Genomic DNA, 26,559 nt, shown 5'->3' on the forward strand with positions numbered 1-26,559 from the left:
TCTCCCTTCTGTCCGTTATTGGTTAGATCGCTGCTTCCGTTTTGAAATTCCAGTCCCGTACGTCCACAAAGTGGCCCTTAACTGCTGCTGCCGCTGCCATTGCCGGAGACACCAGATGCGTACGTCCTCCGCGTCCTTGACGTCCTTCAAAGTTACGGTTGGAAGTCGAAGCACAACGTTGTCCTGGCTTCAATACATCCGGGTTCATCGCCAGACACATGCTGCATCCCGCATCACGCCATTCAAATCCGGCTTCCGTGAAGATTTTATCCAAACCTTCTTGTTCTGCTTGGATTTTAACTCGTCCTGAGCCTGGTACAACAATTGCTGTAACCCGACTGGATACCGTGTGACCTTTAGCCACTTGTGCTGCTGCACGCAGATCTTCGATCCGTCCATTGGTGCAAGAACCGATAAATACATAGTCAATTGGAATCTCGGCGATTGGTGTTCCCGGTTCAAGTCCCATATATTCAAGTGCTTTTTCAGCCGCTTTGCGTTCGTTTTCTGTAGGCAATTCAGCCGGAACAGGAACTTTCGAAGAAATGTCGGTTCCCATGCCAGGGCTTGTTCCCCAAGTTACTTGCGGAATCAATGTTTCCACATCGATTTCAACCACATGGTCGAACTCGGCACCTTCATCGGTTACAAGCTGTTTCCAACCTGCTACAGCTTCATCGAATTTGGCATCCGCTGGTACGTATTCACGTCCACGCAGATATTCGAATGTTGTTTCATCCGGAGCGATCAATCCTGCTCTTGCTCCACCTTCGATGGACATGTTGCAGACCGTCATACGCTCTTCCATGCTCAACTCACGGATGGATTCGCCTGTGTACTCAATAACATAACCTGTTGCAAAGTCTGTACCGTATTTGGCAATAACTGCGAGGATCATGTCCTTCGCGGTTACACCCGGGTTACGTTTGCCGACAAAACGAACTTCCATTGTTTTGGCTTTCGCTTGTTGCAAACATTGGGTTGCCATAACGTGCTCAACTTCACTTGTTCCGATTCCGAATGCCAGTGCACCAAACGCACCGTGTGTGGACGTATGACTGTCACCACATACAATCGTTTTGCCTGGGTGAGTCAGACCGAGTTCAGGTCCCATAACGTGCACAACGCCTTGATCAATTGTGTCCAGATCATACAATTTCACGCCGAAATCACGGCAGTTTTGCGAAAGTGTATCAATTTGTTGCTTGGAGATTGGGTCTGTAATGTTGAAACGATCTTTTGTTGGAACGTTGTGGTCCATTGTCGCAAATGTCAGCTCAGGGCGACGAACTTTACGCCCACTCAGACGAAGTCCTTCAAATGCCTGCGGAGAAGTTACTTCGTGCACCAGATGCAGATCGATATACAGAATGCTCGGTTTGCCTTCTTCTTGATGAATTACGTGATTTTCCCAAATTTTCTCAAACATCGTTTTTTTACTCATCATTTTCACCTCATCATAAGTTCGGTCCTTGGAAGAGCCTCGTGTTTCTTCTAAAAAGTGAAGCTCTTGAATGACATAAATATATCACCCTGTCCTTCATTGTTCCAAGATATAATATCTATAGATGTAATAGGTTTAACCTATAATGAGGGAAAAGCAAATAAACCACTGCTCATAGCAGAGGTTTCAGTTGATAACAATTATCATTATCATATAAAGTCTATACTACGTTCCCGCTTCTTCGCTGTCAATGCTTTTATCTAAAACAGGAAAAAACAGCCCTGAATCCAGAGCTGCTTTCCCACTTCCTCATTAGACTCATTAGATGATCCATTCCAGTCAACACGTCTTATGGAGTGCTTGTCCTACTCGCGTATTACAAGCCATTATTCGCAATCACATCTTTGTACCAATGGAAACTCTTCTTGCGTTTTCTCTCCAGTGTTCCATTGCCGTCATTATCCTGATCTACATAAATAAAGCCATATCGTTTCTCCATCTCTGAAGAAGAATAACTGATCAGATCAATCACTCCCCAACTGGTATAGCCCAACAGTTCAACACCGTCCAGAATCGCTTCATGCATTTGTTCAATGTGAGAACGGAAATAATCAATACGATAATTATCCTGAATGCTACCATCGGCTTCAATCGTATCTACAGCTCCAATCCCATTTTCAACGATAAACAAGGGCACCTCGTAACGGCTATACAGTTCATTCAATGAGATACGCAAACCTACCGGGTCAATCTGCCAGCCCCAATCATTGGTGTGGAGATACGGATTCTTCACCCCTCCAGTTGTATTGCCACTCACCTGTTCCAATCGGTCGCCATCCACACTCGAGACGAGGGACATATAATAACTGAATGAGATAAAGTCCACAGTGTGTACTTTCAGAATCTCCTCATCCCCCTCAAGCATATCCAGATGAATTCCTTTTTCGGTAAAAAATCTCTTTGTAAAGTACGGATACGCTCCGCGCACCTGTACATCCGTGAACATCAGATTGAATTGATTATCCCGGGAAGCAACGAGTACGTCTTCGGGATTACATGTATGAGCGTACGTCGTCAGTTTGGTAAGCATACATCCGATCCGGGAACCTGGAATGATCTCATGACAGTACTTCACTGCGAGCGCACTTGCTACAAATTGATGGTGTAACCCTTGGTATACCGCCTGCTCCACATTCTCAAAACGCTCTGGAACAATGCCACCACTGGTAAACGGATGACGAACAATGCTGTCAATTTCATTAAATGTAATCCAATATTTCACTTTGCCCTTATAACGGGTGAACACGGTTTTACAAAAGTGAACAAAATAATCGACGACTGTCCGATCCGTCCATCCACCGTGGTTATTCACCAGATACATCGGCATTTCATAATGAGACAACGTAATCAATGGTTCAATTCCTTGTTTCAGCATGCCATCAATAACACGGTCATAGAACTGCAAACCGGCTTCATTCGGCTCTGTTTCGTTACCATTTGGGAAAATTCGGGTCCACGCAATAGATAGGCGCAACGTTTTTAGACCCATCTCCCCAAACAAGGCCAGATCCTCCTCGTAACGGTGGTAGAAATCAATGCCTCTGCGTTTCGGATACTCTCTATCCGAGGTAGACTCCATCGCAGTCTTGATTTGTTCTTCATTGATTGCATTGTGTTTCTTATACTCACTCTTGGCCACACCTTTTCGATAGATAGCAATGTCGGCTGTTGACAGACCTTTGCCGTCCACATTCCAGGCTCCTTCCGCCTGATTGGCAGCTATTGCCCCTCCCCATAGAAAGTCTTCTGGAAACGTTCTTGTTGTATTGGTCATTGTGTATTCCTCCTTGGATTAACGCTGTGACTCTTTTCATTCTTGCTTAATTACGACTCATGACCCGATTGATATGAATAATCAAATACATCATCTCCTCATTGGAGATCGTATGTTCAAACCGGGCTTCAATATAATCCTTGATCAGAAGTACGCAGGCTTCTTCCTGCGGATATTTACTCGCGATCTGCTCAAAGAGCTCATGATCCTGCGTATTTAATGTTTTATGCTCAAAGAGCCGTTGAATGAAGAACTGCAAATGGGTCAAAAAGCGTGAATAGTTGATGCTGTGTGTATCCAGCTCCACGTGATAGTGAATTTTGATAATATTAAGTACATCCTTGACGGTGTTAGTCATCAACATGACCTGATTCATATTGTCATCATTCTGCTGGGCATTAACGAGATGAAAGGCGATATTGGCCGCTTCCTCTTCTGGCAGGGTGAGACCAAGCTCTTTTTGAATGAGAGACAGGCCGTGCAACCCGATACTGAACTCCTGTGGATAGAACTTTTTCACTTCCCACAGCATTCGGTTCTGGATCGTCATATTGTCCTTGAATCGCTTCATGGCCATATACAGGTGATCCGTTAATGCGACATAGAGATGATCACTCAGATGGCGGGACAATGTATGTTTGGCATGGGAGATGATTTCATCAGCCAGAATCAGATATTCTTTTGGCGTTTCCTTCATCAGGGCAGTGAGATCTGAGGAGATCGTTTCATTTTCAAGGACATAGATCTTCTCGATCTCATCCTCACTCACGACATCTCCCGGTTTGCTCTTGTAGCCGATGCCCTTTCCCATCACAATAATTTCCTTGTCATCCTCACCACGTCTGGCGAGAACAATGCTCGAATTCAGTATTTTTACGACTTCCATATCAGGCTGCCTGCCTTTCATTCATATTTCAGCGGGTTATAACACCGTAATTAATGGTTTCCCCGGTCCTGTTATCGATGCAGTTTCATTGCCCAACACCTCCAGATAATCCGATGAATTGGTCACAATTACAGGGGTCGTGGTGTCATAACCTGCGGCTTGTATTGCCTCAAGATCAAATTCGATCAGGAGCTGACCATGAGAGATCTGTTCTCCTTCGTTTACTTTTACATCAAAATGCTGGCCTTTCAGTTTCACCGTATCCAATCCGACATGAATCAGAAGTTCAACTCCCTCTACTGATCTCAGACCGATGGAATGTTTGGTACGAAACACCGTCTCAACGGTACCATCAAACGGGGCAAACACCTTTCCAACACTTGGCTGAATCGCCATACCTTGTCCCATGGCCTCTTGTGAGAAGGCTTCGTCCTTCACCTCTCTTAAAGGCAGCACTTTGCCTTCCAATGGAGCAAAAACGATCTTTTTCGATTTGATCCCTGTGGATGGCTGGATTTCAGATTCGCCTCTCGCTTTGATTGTGGGACTGCCTGCCATCGACACTGCTGTTGGAACAACATCCTGAAATCCAATGACATATACGGCGACAAACGCGACAATGGCAGAGATCAGCATGGTAATGATCGCATAGATAATATTCATATGATCTTCACTGATAAACATGGGCATGGAGGCAATCCCCGGACCCACGGCAGCATATGCTTTAAGATTCACAATACCTGCGAACAACCCAGCGACTCCGGCGCCGATCATGCAGGCAAACAGTGTTTTCTTGAGCCTTAAATGTACACCGTACAGAGCGGGTTCCGTGATACCGAATACACCTGAAATTCCTGCAGACAAAGCGACTTGTTTCAGCTTGATATCTTTGGTTTTGAATGACACCGCCAGTGCGCCTGCTCCCTGCGCCATATTGGATGCCAGCATCGCGACCAGCACCAGTGTCTCGTATCCAGGTGAAGCCAAGGCTGCAAAAATAATAGGATAAAATACTTTATGCATACCGAACATGACAATTAGAGGCATCAATATAGCCATAATGACAACGGTCAACCATCCAATCTTATCCTGAATCCAATAGATCAGGTTGGACATTCCCGTTCCGAGATACATCCCCAAAGGTCCAAGTACAATCAGAGCAACTGGAGCAACAATGAGAATAACAATCAACGGTTTAAGGAAAATCTTGACCGGCCCTGGTGAGATCTTGTCCGCGAACTTTTCAATGTAAGACATGAACCAGACCGTTAGAATAATCGGTACCACGGATGTCGCATATTGAACGGATGCAACAGGTATGCCAATAAAGGACACCGGATCTTCACCGCCAAGCAGACCAATCATATTCGGGTGTAACATGATGCCACCAAACAGAACGGCAACAAAGGGATTGGTTTTAAATCTATTTGCACTGGAATAGGCCAGTAGAATCGGAAGAAAGTAAAAGGCAGCATCAGACATGACACTCAAAACGGTATATGTCTGGCTCTCTTTGGACATCAAGCCGGTCACGGTCGCCAGTAGCAACAGTGCCTTAAGCATGCCCGAGGCAGCAATAGCTGGGATAATAGGTTGGAAAATGCCTGCAATGACACTGGCAAAGGTATTAAACAGACCTTTGGGGCTATAATCCGCTTTTTGTTTCTCCTGAATCTCGTTTGATTGCTGAGTATCCACCATCTTGGCAAGTTCATTGTAGACGTATGCAACGTCATTACCGATAATTATCTGATATTGTCCGCCGCTATTCACTGCGCCAATAACGCCATCGAGGCTCTTAATTTCTTGGGTCTTCGCCATATCCGGATTCTTCAGGGTAAGTCTGAGCCTGGTAGAGCAATGAATTAACGTGTTGATATTATCATTGCCACCGACTAGCTCCATAATCGATTGGGCTAATTGTTTGTGATTCATGGTGCACCTCCGCAATATTTCATGTAGGAAACAAAAAAAGACCTAAAAAGGGTAGGAAAAATAAATCTTCCCACCCAATCTAGGTCTTGCCTGCCGAACAGTAACACGCCATCGTTGGATGAACTGTTATTCAATTATATGAACAAAAAAGAATATGACATTTGAAATGTATCCGTGCTGAAGCTTAAAGCTGATACATATGAAAACGTTGATTTTGTTTTACCCGGGTAAGTGATTCTCTTAAGCGTTTTCAAAATCAGTATAACAACTTTTCTGATGTAGTGCAAGCGATTAAGCGAAATTAATGATTTCTTCATCTGTAGTGATATAATGGTGGCATAACGAAAGGAATGACCGATGACGATGGAATTCAGACAACTTCAATATACGCTGCAAATCGCGGCCGAGCGCAATTTCTCCCGGGCAGCAGAGAAGCTGCATATTGCCCAACCTTCATTAAGTCAGCAATTATCCAAATTGGAAAAAGAATTGGGAGTACTCCTTTTTCAGCGAAATACAAGTACGGTGGAGTTAACCCATGCCGGTGTTACGTTTGTCGAGCAAGCCCAAAAGATCGTAGATGCCATGGAGCTATTGCGTCAGGAAATGTCAGACATCTCCCAGCTTCGCAAAGGTAAAGTCGTAGTGGGCAGCATGCCGATCACGGGCTCACACTTGCTCCCACATGTGCTTCCAGCGTTCCAACAAGCTTATCCGGAGATTGAGGTTACCTTATTGGAAGACTCCGGGCTTACACTGGAGAAATTGACAGCAAGCGGCAAAGCTGATCTGAGTTTGCTATCTCTTCCTTTACAAGAGCCAAGCTTGTCTTATGTAACCATTGGAGAGGAACGGATTGATCTGGCGGTCCCCCCGAATCACCCTCTGGCACGCAGGGCAGATCCGGAACATCCGATTCCTGTGCGAATTGAAGAGCTTCGTGATGAACCCTTTGTTGTGTTGAAAAAAGGACAGGGTTTCCGCAAACTTACATTTGATCTCTGTGAGCAGGCCGGTTTTGATCCCCAAGTTGTGTTTGAGAGTACAAATATTGAAACCGTTCAGTCGCTGGTCGCCACAGGTATGGGCATTACACTGGTTCCACGCTTTATTGCCCGTGCACCGCGCAGTGAATTCGTGCCTGTGTATGTGCCACTTGCTGAGCCTACTCCAAGCAGAACACTTGTTGTAGCTTATCGTCAAGGAAGAGTACTGTCAAAAGCAGCCGAGGCCTTCATCCATACGTTTCAACAAACCGTTGCCGAACTGTCTAGAGGGGACTAATGAATTGTTCCTATGGATATGGAGGGCATATGGTACTGAACCAAAACAAAGGCTTGACCCCTATGGGCCAAGCCTTTGTTTTACTCGTTTCCCGCATCCGCAGGATAAAGTTCTTACTTTGCAATCACAGTAACTGGTTCCAGTACAATGTTGCTTGTTAAGTTGTTTAGCTTCGATGCTTATTTATAATGTTAACGTAGAAACGTACATAAGAAAACTTCATGTCTGGCGGTTTATTTTCGCAAATTACGATCGCTTGTCAGCCTGTTTTGCTGATTCATTACACGGCCTTCGTCCTGAACAGTTGAATCAGGGGGTGATAGCCCTCCTGCTCCATTCTCTAAGAATGCCCTTAAGTGATCTTCCCTTGTGTTATCCTGTTCCAGTCTCCTGAGCGTATCTTTCACATGGTTGTCCATTGATTGATCATCCTCCTTGGTGACGGGATAGTTATCATTACCCGCGTCCTGGATGAATAAACACTTCTACGAAAAATTTTATTCCGCTTTTTTATTTTTTGCCAAAATAAACGCCAGGTCTACGGTCCTCAAATACGGGAATACGGCCTCGAACCTCATCTACCAGGGAAGGACGAATGATTCCGGTCACGATCTCTTCCCCTTCGCCACCTTCAGCCACAATCTCACCCCAAGGATCAATGATGAGGGAATGCCCGAAAAATTCGGTCTCTCCCCCTTTACCCACACGGTTACAGGCGATTACATACATTTGATTCTCAATGGCTCGTGCTGTAAGCAAGGTACGCCAGTGGTGCAGACGAGGATTCGGCCATTCCGCAGGTACAATCAAGGCCTTGGCCCCGTTTAGAGCAAGTGTGCGGGCCAGTTCCGGAAACCGGATGTCGTAACAGATCGAAGCACCAGCTGTAAGACCGTTCTGCAATTCAAAAATTTCAGGTTCCGCACCAGGCTGTAGATATTTCTCTTCATCCATCAGGCGAAACAAATGTAATTTATCGTATCGTGTTACCTGTTTTCCTTCACGATTATAAGCGTACATTGTATTGTAGATCTGTCCATCCCGCTTCTCGGCGATTGAACCGCCCACGATGGAGATTTGATGTTTTTGAGCAAAAGCAGATAACCACTCCCGTGATTTCTGGCCTTCCGGGTCAGCGAGTTCATGAATTTGCGTCAGAGCGTAGCCCGTATTCCACATCTCAGGCAACACAGCCAGCCCCAGATCCGGATATTGTTCTACCGCACGTTCAAGCAACGACTGCATATGTTTATGATTGGCCTCAGGGTCTCCGAGCTGAATATCGCCCTGAATCAGGGCTACACGCATTTCCCCATGTTGTTGTTCTGTCATGACAAGCACTCCTCTGAACCGTAATACCTGCTATCATAGCTTGATCATCTTAAGGACTGCAACCCTGTTTCCGTTATAAACTTCTACATAACAACTCAGGGAGTAGGGTCAGCAATCGATGGATCGTGAGCGCATCACCCACATTCACCGATATTGCCCATAACAAATAATCGTGCACCCCGATGATCTGTAAATACAGATGCCGTTTCCCCTTCTTCAATCGCTGTATGGATCTTCGCCCATATCTGCTTCGTACGCTCCCCATCGGCATCCAAAGCCTTCATGTCGGTTCACCTTCATCTAATACTTTCTGAATTTCCGCAGTTGGCTTCAGCCCGTCTTTTCCATATAACAATAACAACTGGGGCAATCCTGCACCCGCCATGACAAACAGGCGATTCCCGGGATACACCCTGAATACCGAAGCGGTCTCCCCTTCTTTTAATCCGTTCGCAAGTAGATTTCCCTCTATACAGCTCGGGATTGGCGTGATAAATTAATGAGAACTATTTGCCATTTTTAATAACCGGAGTGATGAATATAATGACCCATTCAGACCATATAACTGCTCGTTCAGCCTTTACGATACCGACTTCTGATGTGATGGCACAGTTGCCAACGCAATTTTTTGCTACCCTTGTTCAAAATGTAAATCGCGAAATCGCAAGTGGTCAGGACGTGATTAATCTGGGTCAGGGGAACCCGGACACACCGACACCACCCCATATTGTGAAAACACTGCAAGAGTCGGCTGAAAATCCCCTCTACCACAAATACTCCCCTTTTAGAGGATACTCTTTCCTGAAGGAAGCTGTCGCCAAACGTTATAAGGAAGATTACAACGTTGATCTGGATCCCGAGACTGAAGTAGCGATTCTGTTCGGAGGCAAAACAGGATTGGTTCAGTTACCCCAGGTACTGCTTAACCCCGGAGACACCGTTCTCGTTCCAGATCCGGGATACCCGGATTACTGGTCTGGTGTTGCACTCGCCAAAGCAAACATGTCATTTATGCCTTTGCTGGAGTCCAACGCATTCCTGCCTGATTACGAAGCCGTTACTGCGGAAGATCGGGAGAAGGCCAAGCTGATGTTCCTGAACTATCCCAACAACCCAACGTCAGCGACGGCACCCCTTTCGTTCTACGAAGATACGGTTGAATTTGCCCTTCAAAATCAAATCGTAGTTGCCAGCGACTTTGCTTACGGTGCGATTGGATTCGACGGACATCGTCCAGTAAGTTTCCTGCAAGCTCCTGGTGCCAAAGAAGTGGGCATTGAGTTCTATACGTTATCCAAAACATATAATATGGCTGGATGGCGTGTTGGATTCGCACTTGGTAACGCAGAGATTGTCTCTAAAATCAATCTGCTTCAGGATCATATCTATGTCAGTCTTTTCGGTGGGATTCAAGCTGCGGCAACGGAAGCACTGACTGGCTCCCAGGAATGTGTTGCCTCGCTGGTTTCACGTTACGAATCCCGTCGCAATGCGTTCTATGACGCTCTATCCTCGATTGGCTGGCAAGCTTCGAAACCAGCAGGTTCATTCTTCAGTTGGTTGCCTGTACCTGCCGGTTATACCTCCGCTTCATTTGCAGACTTGTTACTGCGAGAAGCCAAGGTGGCCGTAGCTCCAGGTATTGGTTTTGGTTCGCATGGTGAAGGCTATGTGCGCGCAGGACTGCTAAGTGATGAAAACCGATTATGCGAAGCTGTGGAGCGGATTGGCAAGCTGAATTTATTCAAGTAATTTACAGGACCATAACCCCTTTGCATATGCCAAGTTTCCATGGTATGTTATAAGAAATATTGAACGAAACGTGATGACGGGACCAGTAAGAGAATATCAGTCGCGCCCAGAGAGTAAATTCCACCCTGCTGAAAGAATTTACCGCGACTCTTCTCTGAAACCTACCCCTGAGCGGCCTGTTACGTACAGGACAGTGCCTTCTGTTACAGGGCATGAAGCCGGATGATCTAATCATCAATAAAGGTGGTACCGCGGAAGTAACGAACTTTCGTCCTTTTTAACTAAAGGGCGGGAGTTTTTTTTGTACCCGCAAAAGCCTGCTCCAAGAAGCACTTATTAATCATGTTTAAGGAAGTGAAACCATGACTTCACGTATTGTAGTTAAGATTGGAAGCAGCTCGCTTACAACGGAAGAAGGCGGTCTGGATCGCAGTTCGATCACTTTTTTTGCCGGAGAAATTGCAGCATTGGCTGATCAGGGTCATGAAGTGCTCTTGGTCACCTCTGGAGCGGTAGCGGCCGGATTCCGGGAGATCGGCTACCCTCAGCGTCCCAAACTTCTGCATGAGAAACAAGCCGCAGCGGCCGTTGGGCAGGCATTACTGATGCAGGCATATCAACAGGCTTTTGCAGCGCACCGCGTTACTACGGCGCAAATTCTGTTAACCCGCACAGACTTTCACAGTCGTAAACGCATGGGTAATGCAGGCATGACCGTAGAAGAGTTGCTCAAACAGCGAGTGATTCCGATTTTCAATGAGAATGATACGGTATCGGTGGATGAATTGAAGTTTGGTGATAACGATCTGTTATCCGCGTTGGTTGCAAACCTGGTCAAGGCACAGCATCTGATCATTCTTACCGATACCAACGGGCTGTACACCGCAGATCCGCGGAAAGATCCGTCTGCCATGCGTTACGACCGTATCCCCGAGATAACGGCTGAGATCTACGCTTTTGCCGGTGGTTCAGGATCATCGGTTGGTACAGGTGGAATGCGATCCAAAGTCGATGCAGCCAAGGTTGCGACACGTGGAGGCGTACCTGTATTCGTCGGAAGTGTGAAAGTACCTGGAGATATGCAGCAGGCGGTTGATGGCACGGGCAAAGGAACGTACTTTGAGACACGACTCGCTTCGCTATCCCGTAAAAAGCAGTGGCTCGGGTTCATGTCTACTCCGCTGGGAACAGTTGTTGTGGATGATGGTGCTGAAGAAGCACTTGTCCATGGGGGCCACAGTCTTCTACCTGTAGGGGTCAAGCGAGTACTGGGAACATTCCATGCCGGAGACGTCGTAGAAGTCATTGGAATGGATGAAACCTTGCTAGGTCGCGGTATTGTCAATTATGATGATGACCAGCTTCGACTCATTGCCGGCCTTCCCAGTGGCGAAGTGATGAAACAACTCGCTAGCATCCACAGACTCGAAGTTATTCATAGAGACGAATGGATTACGTTAAAATAAAGATGAAGCTATATTAATTTAAAATTTTAACTTTATATATATGAGGAGGAATTAAGATGAGTGAAGTTAGAGAAAAAGCCAGCAAAGCCCAAGCCACGGTTCCACAACTGAACCGATTGAATACAGAACAGAAAAATACAGCCCTGCGTGTCATGGCAGATGCATTGATTACGCAGACGGATTCCATCATTACGGCAAATGCCGAAGATCTGGTACGAGGCAGAGAACAAGGTACACCGGAATCCATGCTGGATCGACTCGCCCTCAATAAGGAGCGCATTGCTGGCATTGCTGAAGGATTACGTCAGATTGCGGATCTGCCTGATCCAGTCGGTGAAGTGCTGGAGACATTCACTCGCCCTAACGGATTGCATGTTGAAAAACGGAGAGTGCCGATTGGTCTGATCGGTATCATCTACGAAGCTCGACCTAATGTAACCGTGGACGCAGCGGGATTATGTCTCAAAACAGGTAATGCAGTGCTTCTGCGCGGCGGCTCCTCTGCCCTGTCCTCCAACCGCAAAATTGTAGAGGTGCTGCATCAGGCATTGGCAACGACAGACATGCCTGCTGATGCGCTGCAACTCGTTGAGGATGCAGATCGTGCTTCCGTGGATGAAATGCTCAAATTGAACGGACTGCTGGACGTCATCATTCCACGCGGAGGGGCTTCACTCATTCGTAATGTGGTTGCTAATGCGACAGTACCTGTCATCGAAACTGGGGCAGGCATCTGCCATACCTACGTGGATGAGTCAGCCGATCCAGTCATGGCAGCCGAAATTGCCATCAATGCCAAGGCACAACGTCCATCGGTATGTAACTCCATGGAAACGTTACTGCTGCATGCCGCATACGCGGAAGAGCATCTGCCTGCTCTTGCCGAGCAATTCCGTGAGGCCAATGTGGTTTTGAAAGGTTGCGACACGGTGCGCCGTCTTGTCCCTTCCGCTCTTGAGGCAACCGAGGAAGACTATGCGACCGAGTACAACGACTATATTTTAAATATCCGTGTGGTCGAGAACCTGGACGAAGCGATGCAGCACATCGCACATTACGGAACCAAACATTCCGAATGTATCGTAACCAGAGATACAATTCATGCAGAACGCTTCATGCATGATGTGGATGCAGCAGCCGTCTATCACAATGCGTCCACACGGTTCACCGACGGATACGAATTTGGCTATGGAGCCGAAATCGGGATCAGTACCCAGAAACTGCATGCACGTGGACCGATGGGACTTCCAGCACTCACGTCAACCAAATATCGGATTACCGGCAATGGACAGATTCGTCAATAATATCCCAGCACCAGTTATATAGGAGGAACGATAAATATGAGTCAAGAGCAGCAGACGTTACTACAACAGAAGATTACTTTCCACGGAGCAGGCGCGATGGCTGAGGCCATCGTGCGCGGACTGATCTCCCGCCTGGTCGTTCGTCCTCAGGATATTACGATGCTGAACCGTAGCAACCAGAAACGTCAGGAGGAGCTCAGCACCCGTTATGCTGTACATACCGGAACTGCCTCACAATCCTTGGATCATCTTGCCTCCACTCCGGTCATTGTACTCTGTATGAAACCCAAAGATGCTGCCGCAGCGCTGCGCGAACTGGGTCCGCTGTTATCACCTGATCAACTGATCGTGTCTGTCATTGCCGGATTATCGATCCGCACGATGCAGTCCTTGCTCGGTCGCAAACAGCCGATTGCCAGAACCATGCCGAATACTTCCAGTACCATCGGACTTGGCGCAACCGGTCTTGCTTTCTCTGCGGAGATTACGGATGATCAGCGCAGTACGGTAATGACCATGTTTGAAGCGGTTGGAATCGTGACCATTGTGCCTGAAGATAAACTTGAAGTGCTCACAGGTATTTCCGGAAGCGGCCCTGCTTATGTATACTATTTAATGGAGGCCATGATTGCCGCAGGTATTCGTGGTGGCTTATCCAGCCAGCAATCTCGCGATCTCACTGTTCAGACGGTGCTGGGCGCGTCACGTATGGTACAACAAACCGGTTTGGAGCCGATGAAGCTGCGTAGTGATGTGACCTCCCCGGGAGGGGCAACCCAGGCAGCATTGAAGACGCTGGACGAAGGAGATTTCTTTGAAAATGTAATCGCAGCCGTCAACCGCTGTGCAGAGCGCTCACGGGAGATGGGAGCTGCTTTGGAAGGGGATTTAAAATGAACAACATGTGCACAGCCACATATCGTCTGCATGATGATCATGCAGACTTTCGCAAGAAGGCTCAATCCATCGCCATCGGCATGACCGTTGGTAGCTGGACTGAGTTGCCACAGGCCCAGCGTGAAGCCATGCAAAAGCATCTGGGTGAAGTGATCAGCGTAGAAGTCCATGAAGCTGATGGCATGGCCGCAGGGGAGCGTTACGCCGATATTACCATCGGATATCCTGATGTGAACTTCAGCCGTGATATCCCTGCCCTGCTCGTAACGGTCTTTGGCAAGATCTCAATGGATGGACGGATCAAATTGACAAAGCTTGGTTTCTCGGATGGTTTCCTCCGTGCATTCCCGGGACCCAAATTTGGACTAAATGGTGTTCGTGATCTGCTTGGTGTACATGACCGTCCACTGTTAATGAGTATCTTCAAATCGGTTATTGGGCTGGACGCAGATGAACTGCGTGAACAATTCATTCGTCAGGCTCTTGGTGGCGTTGATCTGATCAAGGACGATGAAATTCTGTTCGAGAATAAATTGACACCTATTGAAAAAAGAGTCGAGGTCTGCATGAAAGCTGCCGAACAGGCACGCCAGGAGACAGGTAAGAAACTTCTGTATGCAACCAATCTTACGGGACCTACATCTCGTCTGAAAGAGCAAGCTGAACGCGCTATTGGTGCAGGAGCCAATGCACTGCTATTCAACGTATTGTCCTACGGATATGATGTGCTGCATGAACTCAGCAGTGATCCAGATATTAATGTGCCGATTATGGCTCACCCTGCTCTTGCAGGTGCACTGTATCCTTCACCACATTACGGCATGTCGGCTTCAGTTGTACTAGGCCAGTTGATGCGTCTAGCGGGTGCCGATCTGGTGCTCTTCCCTTCTCCTTATGGTTCGGTTACGATGCCGAAGGAAGAAAATATGGCGATCACGGAGCAATTACTGACAGCTGATCTGCCAGTACGAACCAGTATGCCCGTACCTTCAGCCGGTATCCATCCAGGCCTTGTACCGCTTATTTTGCGCGACTTTGGCACAGATGTCATCGTTAATGCTGGTGGAGGTATACATGGGCATCCTATGGGCACTGAGGCAGGCGGACGTGCATTCCTGCAGGCTATCGAGGCAGCCCAGCGTTCCATTCCACTCGCTCAGTATGCAACCGAGCATCCGGAGTTGAAAAGCGCACTGGATCTGTGGGGTGGCGAACGATGAGAAGTGATAAGAAAACCGTTATTTTCTGTGACTTTGATGGGACGATTACCCTATCGGACAACATCGTAGCGATCATGAAACATTTCAAGCCTAAGGGCATTGAAGCGATTATGAAAGAGACGATTGAGCAAAAAATTTCGCTGCGCGAAGGTGTTGGGGCCATGTTCGCTCTGTTGCCTGCATCGCAGAAAGACGAGATTGTGGAATTTGTGCTTGGACAAGCGGGGATCCGCGAAGGATTCAGCGAGTTTCTTGAATATGTCCGTAGCGAAGGTATCGAATTCAATGTGACGAGTGGCGGCATGGACTTTTTTATTGACCCCTTACTCGCACCGTTCGATATCCCGCAGGATCATGTCTATTGCAATGGAGCTGACTTCTCGGGTGAAACCATTCGGATTGAATGGCCGAACCCCTGCCAGCCTCCTTGTGAGAATGGCTGCGGCATGTGTAAAACGACCGTGATTCGTACCTTCCCGGAAGAACAATTCAATCGAATCCTCATTGGAGACAGTCTGACGGATTTTGAAGGTGCCAAGATCGCGGATCTCGTCTATTCCCGTTCCATTCTAACGGACAAGTGTATTGAGCTGGGTGTAGACCATGTGCCATTCGCAACCTTTTACGATATCATCGAAGATATGAAACAGAAGCAAACACAAGGAGTGCTGTAAACGATGGGCTTTGAAAAGATTACATTGGAACACAAACGTCAGGTCCTTGAAGAACTGGCTGATATTAAAGCACTGTTCGCCAGTCGTAACTGGTTCCCGGGTACAAGTGGCAATCTGTCGATGCGTGTAGGAGACTTTGATCCAGAACAATTTTATTTTGCGGTTACCGCCTCTGGCAAAGACAAATCTCTTCGCACACCGGAAGACTTCCTTTTTGTGGACAAGCACGGCAAAGCGATCGAAACGACAACGTTGAAACCAAGTGCAGAAACGTTGATTCACTGCGAAATCTATCGTTTGACGGGTTGTGGCGCTGTATTCCACGTGCATACCGTGTTTAATAACCTGATCAGTGAATTCTTTGGAACAGAAGGTCATGTGCCGATTCAAGGTATTGAACTGATTAAAGCATTCAACATCTGGGAAGAAAATGCGGAGATTCGTGTACCGGTCCTGCCTAACTTTGCGGACATTCCGTCCATTGCTGAATTGGTACCGGATGTGCTTGATGCCAAAGTTCCGGGAATCTTGCTTCGTAACCACGGCATATATGCGTGGGGCAAGGATGCTTTTGAAGCGAAACGTCATCTGGAGGCTTTCGAATTCCTATTCGAAGTGATGTACCGTCAACTTCTGCTGAAGGGTGCTACGAAATAGCAATCATTTATTCGAAATCAAAGCTGCACAACTAAAAACACGCCAAGGCTGATATACATAGGCCACGGCGTGTTTTTTGTTTGTGGGATAACAGCGATTAGAAAGGTTGCTCTGTCATCGTGGTGTCAGTGTAACTTTTCTTTAGGTCACTCTACAGTCGATCATCCCGATCCTTGAATAAAAAGAGACTGTCTGCTTCTTCGTCATTTCGATGAAACGAGCGATTCGTTCCCAATTCCCGTTGCTTACCAAACAGCAATTTCAAGCCGCCAAAAATGAGCAGCAAGGAAACAATGACGGTGTTCAAATAGGAACGGATCTCATACGTCATAAAGGCATTCGGGAACAGCTCATTCAGCTGTGGAATGACAAGCCGGATCGTTAGGTAATATAGTCCAAGCGCCGCAATCCCGAATCCAATCAGGCGCTGATGGCGGGCCCAATCCTTGAAGATCGGCTGATCAACCAATGGCTCGCGTCCATAACGACTGGAGCACTGTAATCCGTCAAAAAAGCTGTAGAACCAGATCAACGGAATCATGAACAGGAACACCGATAAATGAAGCAGGTCCAGAATGTAGATACTGCCGAGAAACAGGAACATCAACTGCATGCCTCTTTTTTGCAATCCCAGATATAGATGACCCGCACCTGGAAAAGCGGATAGCAGCGTTGCAAGCACTTTGCTACGTCGTCCGGCTACTCTGCCCATCTCCAATTCTTCGAATAATGTCCGATCCTGCAACACCTCACCAGCCTGCTTACGATGGACGTGCTGTACCGCATCAAACATGCAGTATACCCATATTACTGGCAGAATGAGTAAGAACATTAGAAATACCGATTCATTGGTGATCGAAGCCACGAAAACCATCATGGCAAATGAACCAAAGAACGCCATCAGGAACGACAACCCGCGATGCAACAATCCCAGATGAAGGTGGCCCAATCCCGGAACAAATGAGAGCAAAATGGTGAAGAACCGTTCACCCTCACTACCTTTTCGATACATGGGTTGACCATAGGGACCCTCAGGATGACCATATTCACCACCAGGATGTTGATGCAGCTCATCTTCATTCATCTGCTCCATAGGCCCGTGCTGACCCATGTATGCTCCCTGGTAAGCGGCTCCTTGGTGTGGTGCTTCATAAGGTGCACCGTATCCCCTATAATGTGCTTCTCGGGCAGAAGGTGCACGGAGCAGAACAATCACGATGTCCAGCATGCTGATCCCCCAGAAGAAAGCAGCACCAAGTGCACCGAAAATCATTAAATCTTGTTCATTAGTGACCATTGCTAGCATGAATGAGCCAACAGCTGTTCCGAAGAAAAGCAATGGATAAATCACAGCCCTTGCGGCCCGTCCCCAATACATGAAACCAAGACCTGGTATCAGGTTTAATAGAAATGCGAGTAATTTGTTACGATCTGAGTGCACAGTCGTCATCCTTTCTTTTCAGGCAATGCGAAACCATTTATGGTTTAGGCTTGAAGGTATCCAGCCATGAAGTGGCTGCCTCCGTCCATTTCTCCGTGAAAGACCCTCTGTGGTCGCCATCCTGGAACTTGTGATACGGGGCTACCTTGTCAAAAAGTCCAGACGAGAGGAAGATCAATGTCAGACAGGCTGCTACCGCATAATGAAACACTTTATGTTCAAGCCAGCGCCGGTTTCGTCCAGCGCGGGATTTACGTTGAGGCTTGGAGGATTGAATACCCACAATCCGATGCATCACTGAATCTGCAAACCCTGTCGGGTCAGGCAACGGAGGCAGTTCCTGATGGATGCCGAGTGCTTCCAGATAACTGTCCATCGCATCTGTGTCTTCCATCAGCAGCTGTTCCATTCTGCTCGCTTGAGTTTCACTCATACGGCCTTCAATATAATCAGCCCATTGCGCAGCGGTATACTTCTCCTGTTTACTCACGCCATTCATCCTCCTTCCAATGATTCCGAATCCACTGCCGGGCACGATACAAACGGGATTCCACGGTTTTCACAGCCACCTGTGCATCACTGGCAATCTGCTCGTAATTTTTCTCACCTAAATAATACGCAGTGATAATGTCACGGTGCTGAGCAGGCAACTGATTAATACGTTCGCGAAGTTTATCCTGACGTTCTTCACGAACGAGACGGGCAAGAACGTCTTCATCCCGTCCTGGCATGTTTATTATTTTTTCTTCTCCACCCAGATCCTCAGCACTTCGTCTGCCCAGCTTGCGTTTGGCATCTATCGCTTTGTGAAAGGCGATTCGGGTTAACCACGTTTTGAAACCTTCGGAACGGTAGTCGGGGAGAGACTTATACATCTGAATGAACGCCTCCTGAGCTGCATCCTGAGCATCCTGATCGTTCCGCAATACGGAATAGGCCACATGGTACACATGCTGGCTATATTTATCAATCAGAGTACGCATCTGAGATGTATCTCCTTGACGGATTTGTTCGATTACGCGCGCTTCATCAATAACTCTCCCCTCCTCTCCAATACAATAGACGACAGCTTGTGTGGTAACCCCTGCGTGATCCATCAAATTTTTTTAAAAACAAAGTGAATTCATTGCCTGAAAGGTTGATGCCGCTAAGAACTCATCCAATCTATAATCCAAAAAAACAGGCACAGAATGACTTCTGGCCTGTTTCTTGTCCTTGCCTACGCTGGAATTAACGTCCACCGTTACGAAACCGCTGCGTGTATGCCTTGGCGTCTTGAACCGTCTTGACACGATTGCGGCTCCACTCAAGCAGAATTCGATCGATATACCGGAAATGTACTTTACCTGCAAAAACCGCTTCCTTCAGAGCCATTAGAATCAGTTCCTCTTGATAACGATCCTGATCCAACCAACTGGATATCGTCTCGCACTCCATTGGAGAGAGCGGACGGCCGAATTCTTTTTCAAAGATGGAGAACATATTTCGTTCTTCCTCTTCTTTTTGAACACTGTTCGAATCTTGGCGTGCTGTACTGCTGTTCTGCTGTTCTGCACGGAAAGCCGCTACTCCTTCGGCAGTGCACGTTGCAAGCTTGGCATATAATCCATGCAAATCATACCGTTCGTACTGGATGTCACGTTCCTCGTCACGATGCTCGACAATCGCAATATACCCATCTCGCATCAGTCGTTGCAACATTCTCGCAATACCTTCTGGTGCAAGTCCCATGCGTGTAGCAAGCTCTTCAAGCGTGGGAAACTCATTGAACTCTGCTTGACGGAACCCTAGCAGTTGAATCAGAAGAAGCACTTCTGCATCGGATAGGCCCAGCTGGTGATAATAACGTAACAAGGCATAAGGCAGGTGAGCTGTGCCCGAAGTCATGCCATAAGCTGCTCCATCCAACCAAGCTTTGGATGTCGTGTCTTCCATAGACGCTCCTCTATTAAGCATTAAGGGTACAGACGATAGAGCATACGTGGGAATGCGATTGTTTCACGTACATGATCCAACCCACAGATCCATGCTACCGTCCGCTCCAATCCCAGACCGAAACCGGAGTGAGGAACCGATCCGTATTTACGCAGATCCAGATACCATTGATACGCTTCATCCGAGAGGTTGTGCTCCTCAAAACGTTGTTGCATCAATTCCGGATCATCAATACGCTGCGAACCGCCAATAATCTCTCCGTAGCCTTCTGGTGCGATCATATCAGCACAGAGTACAACTTCTGGACGATTCGGATCTGGTTTCATATAGAAAGCCTTAATTCCAGCAGGGTAATGCGTGATAAAGACGGGTGTATTGTACTTCTCAGCAATCGCTGTTTCGTGCGGTGCACCAAAGTCTTCCCCCCAAGGAATATCGAAGCCTTGTCCATGCAGGAATTCAATCGCTTCATCATACGTAATACGCGGGAATGGAGCTACGATGCCTTCGAGTTTGGATACGTCACGACCGATGGATTCCAGTTCTGCACGGCAGTTTTTCAGCACGGATTGAACGACATGAGCGATAAATTTCTCTTGTACGCGCAGACTTTCCTCGTGATCTACAAAGGCCATTTCCGGCTCAATCATCCAGAACTCAATCAAGTGGCGACGTGTTTTGGACTTCTCTGCGCGGAATGTTGGACCAAAGGAATATACTTTGCCCAGCGCCATGGCTGCGGCTTCCATATACAATTGACCACTTTGCGTCAAATAAGCATCTTCATCAAAGTATTTGATATGGAACAGGTTAGTTGTTCCTTCCGCAGACGATGGTGTCAAAATCGGAGGGTCCACTTGTGTGAATCCGTTACCATCAAAGAACTGCTGAACAGCGCGAATAATCTCTGCACGAATCACCATAACCGCACGTTGCTTCGTGGAACGAAGCCATAAATGACGATGATCCATCAAGAAATCAACACCATGCTCTTTTGGTGTAATAGGATAGTTTTCAGTCAGGTGAATGATCTCAACCCCAGTTACTGTCATCTCATAACCAGATGCGCTGCGGGGTTCCTCACGAATAATACCTGTAACATACAAAGAGCTTTCTTGTGTCAGGCTCTTGGCATTGTTCCAGATCTCTTCACTAACTTCACTTTTCACAACTACCCCTTGAATATATCCGGTTCCATCACGCAGCTGCAAAAACTGAATTTTACCGCTGGAACGTTTGTTGTTAATCCAGGCACCGATTGTCACGGTTTCGCCCACATGCTCGTTCACATTACGAATTACACAATTCGTATTCATGCCATATCTCCCCTTGATTCCTGAAATTTGAAAATGCAGCGGGCAGGCTTATGCCTGTCCTCTGCACTTCCTTGTCATTCTATATTTACTTTACAGTTAGATTACTGAGAATTCAATACGATTCGGTGTGTATCGCGTGCAATGACCAGTTCTTCGTTTGTTGGCACAACGAGAACTTCCACTTTGGAATTCGCTGTTGTGATCCGGCGGGGTTCGCCGGAACGAATGGCATTTAACGCTTCATCCAGTTCAACACCCAGGTAAGTAAGCTGCTCACATACTTTTTGGCGAAGAACAACGGAGTTCTCACCTACACCAGCCGTAAATACGATCACGTCTACACCGTTCATTGCAGCTGCATATGAACCAATGTATTTACGCAGACGGTATTCGTACATTTCAAAAGCAAGTGTGGAGTTGGCATCGCCATTCTCCATACCTTCCGTAATCTCACGCATATCACTGCTGATTCCGGAGATTGCGAGCAATCCACTGTGTTTGTTCAACATGGAGTTCACTTCGCTTACGCTCAGTTCTTCCTTGTTCATCACATAAGGTACGATGGCTGGGTCAAGGTCACCAGAACGCGTTCCCATCATCAGTCCTTCAAGTGGAGTCATGCCCATGGAAGTATCCACGGATACGCCACCTTTAACTGCTGTTACACTGCCGCCGTTACCAACGTGACAAGTGATGATCTTCAGATCTTCCACTGGACGATCCAGATATTCAGCAGCTGCTTTGCTTACGAAATCATGGGAAGTACCATGTGCGCCGTAGCGACGTACTTTATATTTTTTGTAAAGTACACGCGGAATAGCATACAGATATGCTTTTTCCGGCATCGTTTGATGGAACGCCGTATCGAAGACCATTACTTGTGGAACACCAGGCATATTGGCTTCAGCCGCACGAATACCCATCATTGCTGCCGGGTTATGAAGCGGAGCCAAGTCGAACAAACGACGAATTTCAGCTTTGGCAGCATCATCTACCAGTGCAGATTCCTTAAACGCTTCACCACCGTGAACAACACGGTGTCCAACAGCTTGAATTTCACTTACAGAATCCAATACACCACTTTCTTTGTGAGTCAAAATATCAATGACTTTACGGATTGCTGTTGTGTGTTCCAAAATTTCACTAACTTCTGTAACATCCTCACGGCCTGTCGGTTTGTGTGTCAGAATGGAGGAATCCATTCCGATCCGCTCTACCAGACCTTTAGCCAATACAGATTCATCAGTCATATTATACAGTTGATATTTGAGCGAGGAACTCCCCGCATTAATTACGAGTACTTTCACAGTCGGTCACCATCCTTGTCGTACTTGAAGAATCCTTCGCCTGTTTTAACACCCAGGTGTCCTGCACGCACCATTTTTTTCAGGACCGTGGAAGGACGATATTTCAATTCTCCGAATTCACGGAACATTCTTTCGAGTGCAGCTTCAACAGAATCCAATCCGAAACGGTCAGCCATTTCGAGTGGTCCATGTTGGAAGTTGTATCCGATACGCATTGCATCATCGATATCTTCAGCAGATGCAACACCTTCTTGCAATACATGCAACGCTTCGTTAATCAGCAGGCAGATCAAGCGGGAAGTTACGAATCCAGGTGATTCATAGATCATTACTCCTTTTTTGTCCGCTACTTCTTCTACAAATCGTCTGGTTTCTTCGAATGTCGTATCCGAAGTTTTCAGTCCACGAATAATCTCTACAAGATCAACCCGGGAAACCGGGTGAATAAAGTGCATACCAATAACACGCTCTGGGTATTTGGTCGAGCTTGCAAGCTCGGTCAAACTCAGCGTGGATGTGTTACTTGCCAGAATGACATTGCTTGGGCAAACTTGGTCCAGTTGGCTGAATACTGCTTTTTTCGCATCCAGATCCTCTGAAATAGTCTCAATGACCATATCGCAAGTTCCAAGTTCAGCTAAATGAGCTACCTTGGTAATACGGGAAAGAATCAATTTCTTCTCCGCTTTTGTAATCGCCCATTTCTCCAGTTGTTTATCCAGGTTCGTTTCGATCATGTCATATGCATGATCCAGTTTTTGTGTTGTATGCTCCACGAGAAGCACATCAAGTCCTTTGGCTGCGAGCATCTGGGAAATACCTTGTCCCATCGTACCTCCACCGACAACTCCTATTTTTTTGAAAAACATGGTTCTGCTCCATCCTTTCGGTTCTCTATTTCTCTATTGTACCCTGTTCGCCGAAAATTACAAATTTCGACCCAACATATAATAATATCTTAGCACGAGTGAAATGTAAAAAAAAATAACCAGCATAAATAAATTATGCTGGTAAAAGGGCACTGTCACGAAATTGACAACGAAATTGCTCGCCTGACAATACTTCCTCCCGAATCAGGATGTCGAGTGAGTTGTCGAAAATTGTCCGTTGTTCTTCAAGCAATCGCTTCGTCTGTTCCATCAGATCTTGCAGAATCAATTTATTCTCCCGCATGAGTTCTTCGGTTGTAACCATATCCATGTTCACAATACCAAGTGAAGTCAATCCCGAAGCCATCATGGTCTGTACGACATTGGTTGCCTGATCAAAGTCATTGCGTGACCCAGTGGAACGTCCACCGTAGTACATTTCCTCCGCAGCGGCTCCTCCGAGTGCAATCATGATCTGCTCTTCCAGGAAGCGCTTCGTATAGAGGAACTGTTCCTGTTGCGGGTTGTGACGTACATATCCTAGCGCCTGACCACGCGGACTAAGTGCCACCTGACTAACACTGCCTGGACGAACGAGTTCAGCCATAATGGCATGTCCCAATTCATGAATGGCGACCCTTTTCTTCTCTTCCACACTGGACTCACGGTCTGTCTTCTCACCCATCATGACTTTATCAATAGCCAGGGACAAGTGCCGCTGTTCAATGTTCAACAGCCCGTCCCGCATGGCGTATATTGCTGCTTCGTTCATAACACTTTCGAGTTGTGCACCGGAGAAACCATACGATTCTTCAGCTGTCTTCTCCAGATTAACTTCTTTCATCAGAGGTTTATTCACCGCATGCAGTTCCAGAATATGCTTTCTGCCCTTCTTGTCAGGCAAGTCCACTTGAATGTGGCGGTCAAAACGTCCCGGGCGCGTCAGAGCGCTATCCAGCATTTCCTTGCGGTTCGTTGCAGCGATAACCAGAATTCTTGGCGTATCAGAAGAATAGATTCCATCCATTTCCGTCAGGAGCTGATTCAGTGTCTGATCATATTCACGCTGTTGACCACCTTCACGTTTACCCCCGATGACATCGATCTCATCGATAAAGATAATAGCATTTTCCTTATTTTCCTTGGTGGCACGGGTTCTCGCGTCCTTGAACAAATCCCGAATTCTGCTGGCACCCACACCCACATACATTTCCACGAATTCACTACCCGCTGCTGCTACGAAAACAGAATCCGTGTAATGGGCAGCAGCCTTCGCCATCAACGTTTTCCCCGTTCCTGGAGGGCCCGTCAGCAAAATCCCTTTTAACGGGCGAATCCCGAACTTGCGGATTTCTTCATGTTTGATGAGAAAGTCAAGTGCTTCACGCAATTCCTGCTTGGCACTGTCCTGACCTCCAATTTCTTCAAAAGTAAGCTTGGAAGGTCCTTTTTTCTTCCGTTTACGTTCCTGTGCAGCGCCTACTGTAATCCCGCCTCGCATTTGCATCATGAACAGCAAAGCTCCGACAATCACCGCTGCAATCAGAATCGGAACAATATTAACACCAGTAAAAGCAAGGAAAATGATCAACACGGGAAAAAATCCGATGGCAACTTCTTTTGTCCACTTAGGCATTAGGCCACACTCCTATCTGACCGGGCACACGCGGCAGAATAATAAACTTGCTGGCATCTCCGTCTCTGAGACTGACATATACATTGTTGTCATCCATAGCTGTATTTACCTTCATACCATTCGTCGCCATCTTCGACAACGTAGGTGTAATCTCGGTGTACTGCTTGTTCTCCATCGCCTGAGCTACGGTAAACATCGCATCACCCCACCAACTTTCCAGTGCTTCACTGGAATGATCCACAACATCCAATTTCAGTGAACGTGTTCCAATCAAGGTCTGTCCTTCTTTGTGAATATATTGTACCAGTCTGCCCAAATCAACATCGGGTTGCAGATCCAGTTTCAATTGTACGTCATTGCGGTTAATAGTTAATTGAACGTCATTGACTCCATCGTACTGGGTAACCATCTTTTCAATCGGATTCTGCACAGCTACCTGTCGATACACAAACCAACCTCCAAACAACACAACGGCTGAAATGACGGCAGTTAAAGCAATAGGCAATACTTTTAGCTTCAAGTGAATTACCCCTCCCAGATTTTGGCCTAACCTACTGGCTTATTGGTATAAACGAATATGTGCACATAGACTCCTGCGAAAATTCCGACAGGACTATTTGTTTTGAATGTAACTTCGAGTACATATCTGAGTATATCACATCGTATATACAATTTCGAAGGCGAAAATATGAATAAATTATTAATTTTAACTATTTAAATCAAATATGTTTACAGACAACACAAAGAACCGGTTCAGTCGGATATCCGCCTGCCGGTTCTTTCATTTCAAAATTTACTAGTTGAATCACGCTATTTGTTCTAACTGTTCGGTAGTGTGTAGACCAGGTCCACCTCTTCTCCATTGCTAAAACGATAAAAGCGATAGTGGTTATGCGTACCGTCTTTATAATACACTTGCCACACATATATTCCATTCACAACTCCGGGCATGATTCTTTTAATTTCACCGGCAGGAACTTCAGAACTAAAGCGATTGCGTATCTGCGTTTCGGACATGCCATTCTGCAGCAACTCGCTGTGTATAGCGTTTGCACCCGTAGCAGGTTGATTGTTTGCATCGAATTTCACCCAGACCATAACATCCTGGTTATCCTTGTTTTTGCCGATCAGGGTCCAGTAGATGTTATCAGAGCCTTCTTTATCTCCCCAAATGTACTTTCGCAATTCATTATAGGATGTAATGCCCAGTTGCTCCTGTGCTACCTGTATGGCGAGAGCTTCTTCCTTGCGCTGGTCCTGCGTGACATAGACGTAATAACGCTGAAGTCCAAACAGAATCAGAACCAGTGCAAGTAGCGAAATCCATATCCACTTCTTTTTTTTCTTCAAAAGCCGAACTTCCTTTCCCT

Annotated in this window: 24 protein-coding genes, 1 pseudogene and 1 other annotated feature; of the genes and pseudogenes, 8 read left to right on the top strand and 17 right to left on the bottom strand. The window is 46.8% G+C overall.

All coding sequences use genetic code 11. The features are described from left to right. Positions 1 to 22 precede the first annotated feature (22 nt). The 4 genes from leuC to M1D71_RS17760 all read right to left on the bottom strand — a co-directional run bounded on the left by leuC (position 23) and on the right by M1D71_RS17760 (position 6,099). Positions 23 to 1,444: a 3-isopropylmalate dehydratase large subunit gene (leuC, locus tag M1D71_RS17745; RefSeq protein ID WP_458127287.1), complete on the bottom strand. Its 1,422-nt coding sequence runs from the start codon at positions 1,442 to 1,444 to the stop codon at positions 23 to 25. Positions 1,445 to 1,820: 376 nt separating this feature from the next. Beyond that, positions 1,821 to 3,278, bottom strand: coding sequence for a glycoside hydrolase family 1 protein (locus M1D71_RS17750; protein ID WP_458123045.1), 1,458 nt, complete (start codon positions 3,276 to 3,278; stop codon positions 1,821 to 1,823). Positions 3,279 to 3,324: 46 nt separating this feature from the next. Beyond that, complete coding sequence (licT, locus tag M1D71_RS17755) at positions 3,325 to 4,164, bottom strand: BglG family transcription antiterminator LicT (RefSeq protein WP_458123046.1); 840 nt, start codon at positions 4,162 to 4,164, stop codon at positions 3,325 to 3,327. A 36-nt stretch (positions 4,165 to 4,200) separates the two neighbouring features. Continuing rightward, entirely contained in the window at positions 4,201 to 6,099 is a 1,899-nt protein-coding gene (locus tag M1D71_RS17760) for a beta-glucoside-specific PTS transporter subunit IIABC (protein ID WP_458123047.1), read from the bottom strand. Between the two features lie 363 nt (positions 6,100 to 6,462). Here M1D71_RS17760 and M1D71_RS17765 point away from each other — a divergent pair, with 363 nt between their 5' ends. Further along, positions 6,463 to 7,383 carry a LysR family transcriptional regulator gene (locus M1D71_RS17765; RefSeq protein ID WP_458123048.1) on the top strand — a complete coding sequence of 307 codons (921 nt, stop codon included), beginning with the start codon at positions 6,463 to 6,465 and terminating at the stop codon, positions 7,381 to 7,383. Positions 7,384 to 7,893: 510 nt separating this feature from the next. Here the strand turns inward: M1D71_RS17765 and M1D71_RS17770 are convergent. From M1D71_RS17770 to M1D71_RS17780, 3 genes and pseudogenes are all read right to left on the bottom strand, one after another. Further along, positions 7,894 to 8,715, bottom strand: coding sequence for a carbon-nitrogen family hydrolase (locus M1D71_RS17770; RefSeq protein WP_458123049.1), 822 nt, complete (start codon positions 8,713 to 8,715; stop codon positions 7,894 to 7,896). A 134-nt stretch (positions 8,716 to 8,849) separates the two neighbouring features. Continuing rightward, the gene (locus M1D71_RS17775) at positions 8,850 to 8,999 is read right to left on the bottom strand and encodes a hypothetical protein (protein WP_458123050.1); all 150 of its coding nucleotides are present in this window, start codon (positions 8,997 to 8,999) and stop codon (positions 8,850 to 8,852) included. A gap of 11 nt (positions 9,000 to 9,010) precedes the next feature. After that, positions 9,011 to 9,175 (bottom strand): annotated as a pseudogene (locus M1D71_RS17780) (ABC transporter substrate-binding protein); the annotation flags it as partial. Positions 9,176 to 9,258: 83 nt separating this feature from the next. Here M1D71_RS17780 and M1D71_RS17785 point away from each other — a divergent pair. From M1D71_RS17785 to M1D71_RS17815, 7 genes are all read left to right on the top strand, one after another. Further along, the gene (locus M1D71_RS17785; RefSeq protein ID WP_458123051.1) at positions 9,259 to 10,467 is read left to right on the top strand and encodes an aminotransferase class I/II-fold pyridoxal phosphate-dependent enzyme; all 1,209 of its coding nucleotides are present in this window, start codon (positions 9,259 to 9,261) and stop codon (positions 10,465 to 10,467) included. 64 nt (positions 10,468 to 10,531) lie between these two features. Beyond that, positions 10,532 to 10,746: a binding site (T-box leader), on the top strand. Between the two features lie 83 nt (positions 10,747 to 10,829). Then, positions 10,830 to 11,933 (top strand): glutamate 5-kinase, encoded by a 1,104-nt coding sequence (gene proB, locus M1D71_RS17790; protein WP_458123052.1) that lies wholly within the window; start codon positions 10,830 to 10,832, stop codon positions 11,931 to 11,933. A gap of 56 nt (positions 11,934 to 11,989) precedes the next feature. Then, positions 11,990 to 13,237 carry a glutamate-5-semialdehyde dehydrogenase gene (locus M1D71_RS17795; RefSeq protein WP_458123053.1) on the top strand — a complete coding sequence of 416 codons (1,248 nt, stop codon included), beginning with the start codon at positions 11,990 to 11,992 and terminating at the stop codon, positions 13,235 to 13,237. A gap of 36 nt (positions 13,238 to 13,273) precedes the next feature. Beyond that, on the top strand, positions 13,274 to 14,134 hold the full coding sequence (gene proC / locus M1D71_RS17800) for a pyrroline-5-carboxylate reductase (protein WP_036607595.1): 861 nt from the start codon (positions 13,274 to 13,276) through the stop codon (positions 14,132 to 14,134). Next, on the top strand, positions 14,131 to 15,354 hold the full coding sequence (locus M1D71_RS17805) for a 2,3-diketo-5-methylthiopentyl-1-phosphate enolase (protein ID WP_458123054.1): 1,224 nt from the start codon (positions 14,131 to 14,133) through the stop codon (positions 15,352 to 15,354). The genes proC and M1D71_RS17805 overlap by 4 nt, the downstream gene beginning before the upstream one ends. Then, a complete protein-coding gene (locus tag M1D71_RS17810; protein ID WP_458123055.1) occupies positions 15,351 to 16,028 on the top strand; it encodes a 2-hydroxy-3-keto-5-methylthiopentenyl-1-phosphate phosphatase in 678 nt (225 codons plus the stop codon). Before M1D71_RS17805 ends, M1D71_RS17810 begins: the two co-directional genes overlap by 4 nt. A gap of 3 nt (positions 16,029 to 16,031) precedes the next feature. After that, the gene (locus tag M1D71_RS17815) at positions 16,032 to 16,685 is read left to right on the top strand and encodes a methylthioribulose 1-phosphate dehydratase (protein ID WP_458123056.1); all 654 of its coding nucleotides are present in this window, start codon (positions 16,032 to 16,034) and stop codon (positions 16,683 to 16,685) included. Between the two features lie 151 nt (positions 16,686 to 16,836). Here the strand turns inward: M1D71_RS17815 and M1D71_RS17820 are convergent, their stop codons facing one another. From M1D71_RS17820 to M1D71_RS17865, 10 genes are all read right to left on the bottom strand, one after another. Beyond that, positions 16,837 to 18,126: a multi-tm2 domain protein gene (locus M1D71_RS17820; protein WP_458123057.1), complete on the bottom strand. Its 1,290-nt coding sequence runs from the start codon at positions 18,124 to 18,126 to the stop codon at positions 16,837 to 16,839. A gap of 37 nt (positions 18,127 to 18,163) precedes the next feature. Then, the gene (locus M1D71_RS17825; protein ID WP_458123058.1) at positions 18,164 to 18,616 is read right to left on the bottom strand and encodes a hypothetical protein; all 453 of its coding nucleotides are present in this window, start codon (positions 18,614 to 18,616) and stop codon (positions 18,164 to 18,166) included. Further along, positions 18,609 to 19,109, bottom strand: a complete 501-nt coding sequence (locus M1D71_RS17830) for an RNA polymerase sigma factor (protein ID WP_458123059.1) — start codon at positions 19,107 to 19,109, stop codon at positions 18,609 to 18,611. The genes M1D71_RS17825 and M1D71_RS17830 overlap by 8 nt, the downstream gene beginning before the upstream one ends. A 247-nt stretch (positions 19,110 to 19,356) precedes the next feature. Next, a complete protein-coding gene (locus tag M1D71_RS17835; protein WP_458123060.1) occupies positions 19,357 to 20,061 on the bottom strand; it encodes a DnaD domain protein in 705 nt (234 codons plus the stop codon). Between the two features lie 20 nt (positions 20,062 to 20,081). Further along, positions 20,082 to 21,377 (bottom strand): asparagine--tRNA ligase, encoded by a 1,296-nt coding sequence (asnS, locus tag M1D71_RS17840; RefSeq protein ID WP_062835156.1) that lies wholly within the window; start codon positions 21,375 to 21,377, stop codon positions 20,082 to 20,084. A gap of 101 nt (positions 21,378 to 21,478) precedes the next feature. After that, positions 21,479 to 22,684, bottom strand: coding sequence for an acetate/propionate family kinase (locus M1D71_RS17845; RefSeq protein ID WP_458123061.1), 1,206 nt, complete (start codon positions 22,682 to 22,684; stop codon positions 21,479 to 21,481). Beyond that, positions 22,681 to 23,553, bottom strand: coding sequence for a 3-hydroxyacyl-CoA dehydrogenase family protein (locus M1D71_RS17850; RefSeq protein ID WP_062835158.1), 873 nt, complete (start codon positions 23,551 to 23,553; stop codon positions 22,681 to 22,683). Before M1D71_RS17850 ends, M1D71_RS17845 begins: the two co-directional genes overlap by 4 nt. Before the next feature lie 133 nt (positions 23,554 to 23,686). Beyond that, on the bottom strand, positions 23,687 to 25,189 hold the full coding sequence (locus tag M1D71_RS17855; RefSeq protein WP_458123062.1) for an AAA family ATPase: 1,503 nt from the start codon (positions 25,187 to 25,189) through the stop codon (positions 23,687 to 23,689). Then, on the bottom strand, positions 25,182 to 25,709 hold the full coding sequence (locus M1D71_RS17860) for a hypothetical protein (RefSeq protein WP_076209942.1): 528 nt from the start codon (positions 25,707 to 25,709) through the stop codon (positions 25,182 to 25,184). The genes M1D71_RS17855 and M1D71_RS17860 overlap by 8 nt, the downstream gene beginning before the upstream one ends. Positions 25,710 to 26,008: 299 nt before the next feature. Further along, on the bottom strand, positions 26,009 to 26,539 hold the full coding sequence (locus M1D71_RS17865) for a DUF5590 domain-containing protein (protein WP_458123063.1): 531 nt from the start codon (positions 26,537 to 26,539) through the stop codon (positions 26,009 to 26,011). Positions 26,540 to 26,559: the final 20 nt, after the last annotated feature.

The organism is Paenibacillus sp. Z3-2, from assembly GCF_054161325.1.

Excerpts from the sequence above, each read along its gene's own strand:
- leuC (WP_458127287.1), bottom strand. The coding sequence starts at position 1,444 with ATGAGTAAAAAAACGATGTTTGAGAAAATTTGGGAAAATCACGTAATT.
- M1D71_RS17750 (WP_458123045.1), bottom strand. The coding sequence starts at position 3,278 with ATGACCAATACAACAAGAACGTTTCCAGAAGACTTTCTATGGGGAGGG.
- licT (WP_458123046.1), bottom strand. The coding sequence starts at position 4,164 with ATGGAAGTCGTAAAAATACTGAATTCGAGCATTGTTCTCGCCAGACGT.
- M1D71_RS17760 (WP_458123047.1), bottom strand. The coding sequence starts at position 6,099 with ATGAATCACAAACAATTAGCCCAATCGATTATGGAGCTAGTCGGTGGC.
- M1D71_RS17765 (WP_458123048.1), top strand. The coding sequence starts at position 6,463 with ATGGAATTCAGACAACTTCAATATACGCTGCAAATCGCGGCCGAGCGC.
- M1D71_RS17770 (WP_458123049.1), bottom strand. The coding sequence starts at position 8,715 with ATGACAGAACAACAACATGGGGAAATGCGTGTAGCCCTGATTCAGGGC.
- M1D71_RS17775 (WP_458123050.1), bottom strand. The coding sequence starts at position 8,999 with ATGAAGGCTTTGGATGCCGATGGGGAGCGTACGAAGCAGATATGGGCG.
- M1D71_RS17785 (WP_458123051.1), top strand. The coding sequence starts at position 9,259 with ATGACCCATTCAGACCATATAACTGCTCGTTCAGCCTTTACGATACCG.
- proB (WP_458123052.1), top strand. The coding sequence starts at position 10,830 with ATGACTTCACGTATTGTAGTTAAGATTGGAAGCAGCTCGCTTACAACG.
- M1D71_RS17795 (WP_458123053.1), top strand. The coding sequence starts at position 11,990 with ATGAGTGAAGTTAGAGAAAAAGCCAGCAAAGCCCAAGCCACGGTTCCA.
- proC (WP_036607595.1), top strand. The coding sequence starts at position 13,274 with ATGAGTCAAGAGCAGCAGACGTTACTACAACAGAAGATTACTTTCCAC.
- M1D71_RS17805 (WP_458123054.1), top strand. The coding sequence starts at position 14,131 with ATGAACAACATGTGCACAGCCACATATCGTCTGCATGATGATCATGCA.
- M1D71_RS17810 (WP_458123055.1), top strand. The coding sequence starts at position 15,351 with ATGAGAAGTGATAAGAAAACCGTTATTTTCTGTGACTTTGATGGGACG.
- M1D71_RS17815 (WP_458123056.1), top strand. The coding sequence starts at position 16,032 with ATGGGCTTTGAAAAGATTACATTGGAACACAAACGTCAGGTCCTTGAA.
- M1D71_RS17830 (WP_458123059.1), bottom strand. The coding sequence starts at position 19,109 with ATGCGTACTCTGATTGATAAATATAGCCAGCATGTGTACCATGTGGCC.
- M1D71_RS17835 (WP_458123060.1), bottom strand. The coding sequence starts at position 20,061 with ATGGAAGACACGACATCCAAAGCTTGGTTGGATGGAGCAGCTTATGGC.
- asnS (WP_062835156.1), bottom strand. The coding sequence starts at position 21,377 with ATGAATACGAATTGTGTAATTCGTAATGTGAACGAGCATGTGGGCGAA.
- M1D71_RS17850 (WP_062835158.1), bottom strand. The coding sequence starts at position 23,553 with ATGTTTTTCAAAAAAATAGGAGTTGTCGGTGGAGGTACGATGGGACAA.
- M1D71_RS17855 (WP_458123062.1), bottom strand. The coding sequence starts at position 25,189 with ATGCCTAAGTGGACAAAAGAAGTTGCCATCGGATTTTTTCCCGTGTTG.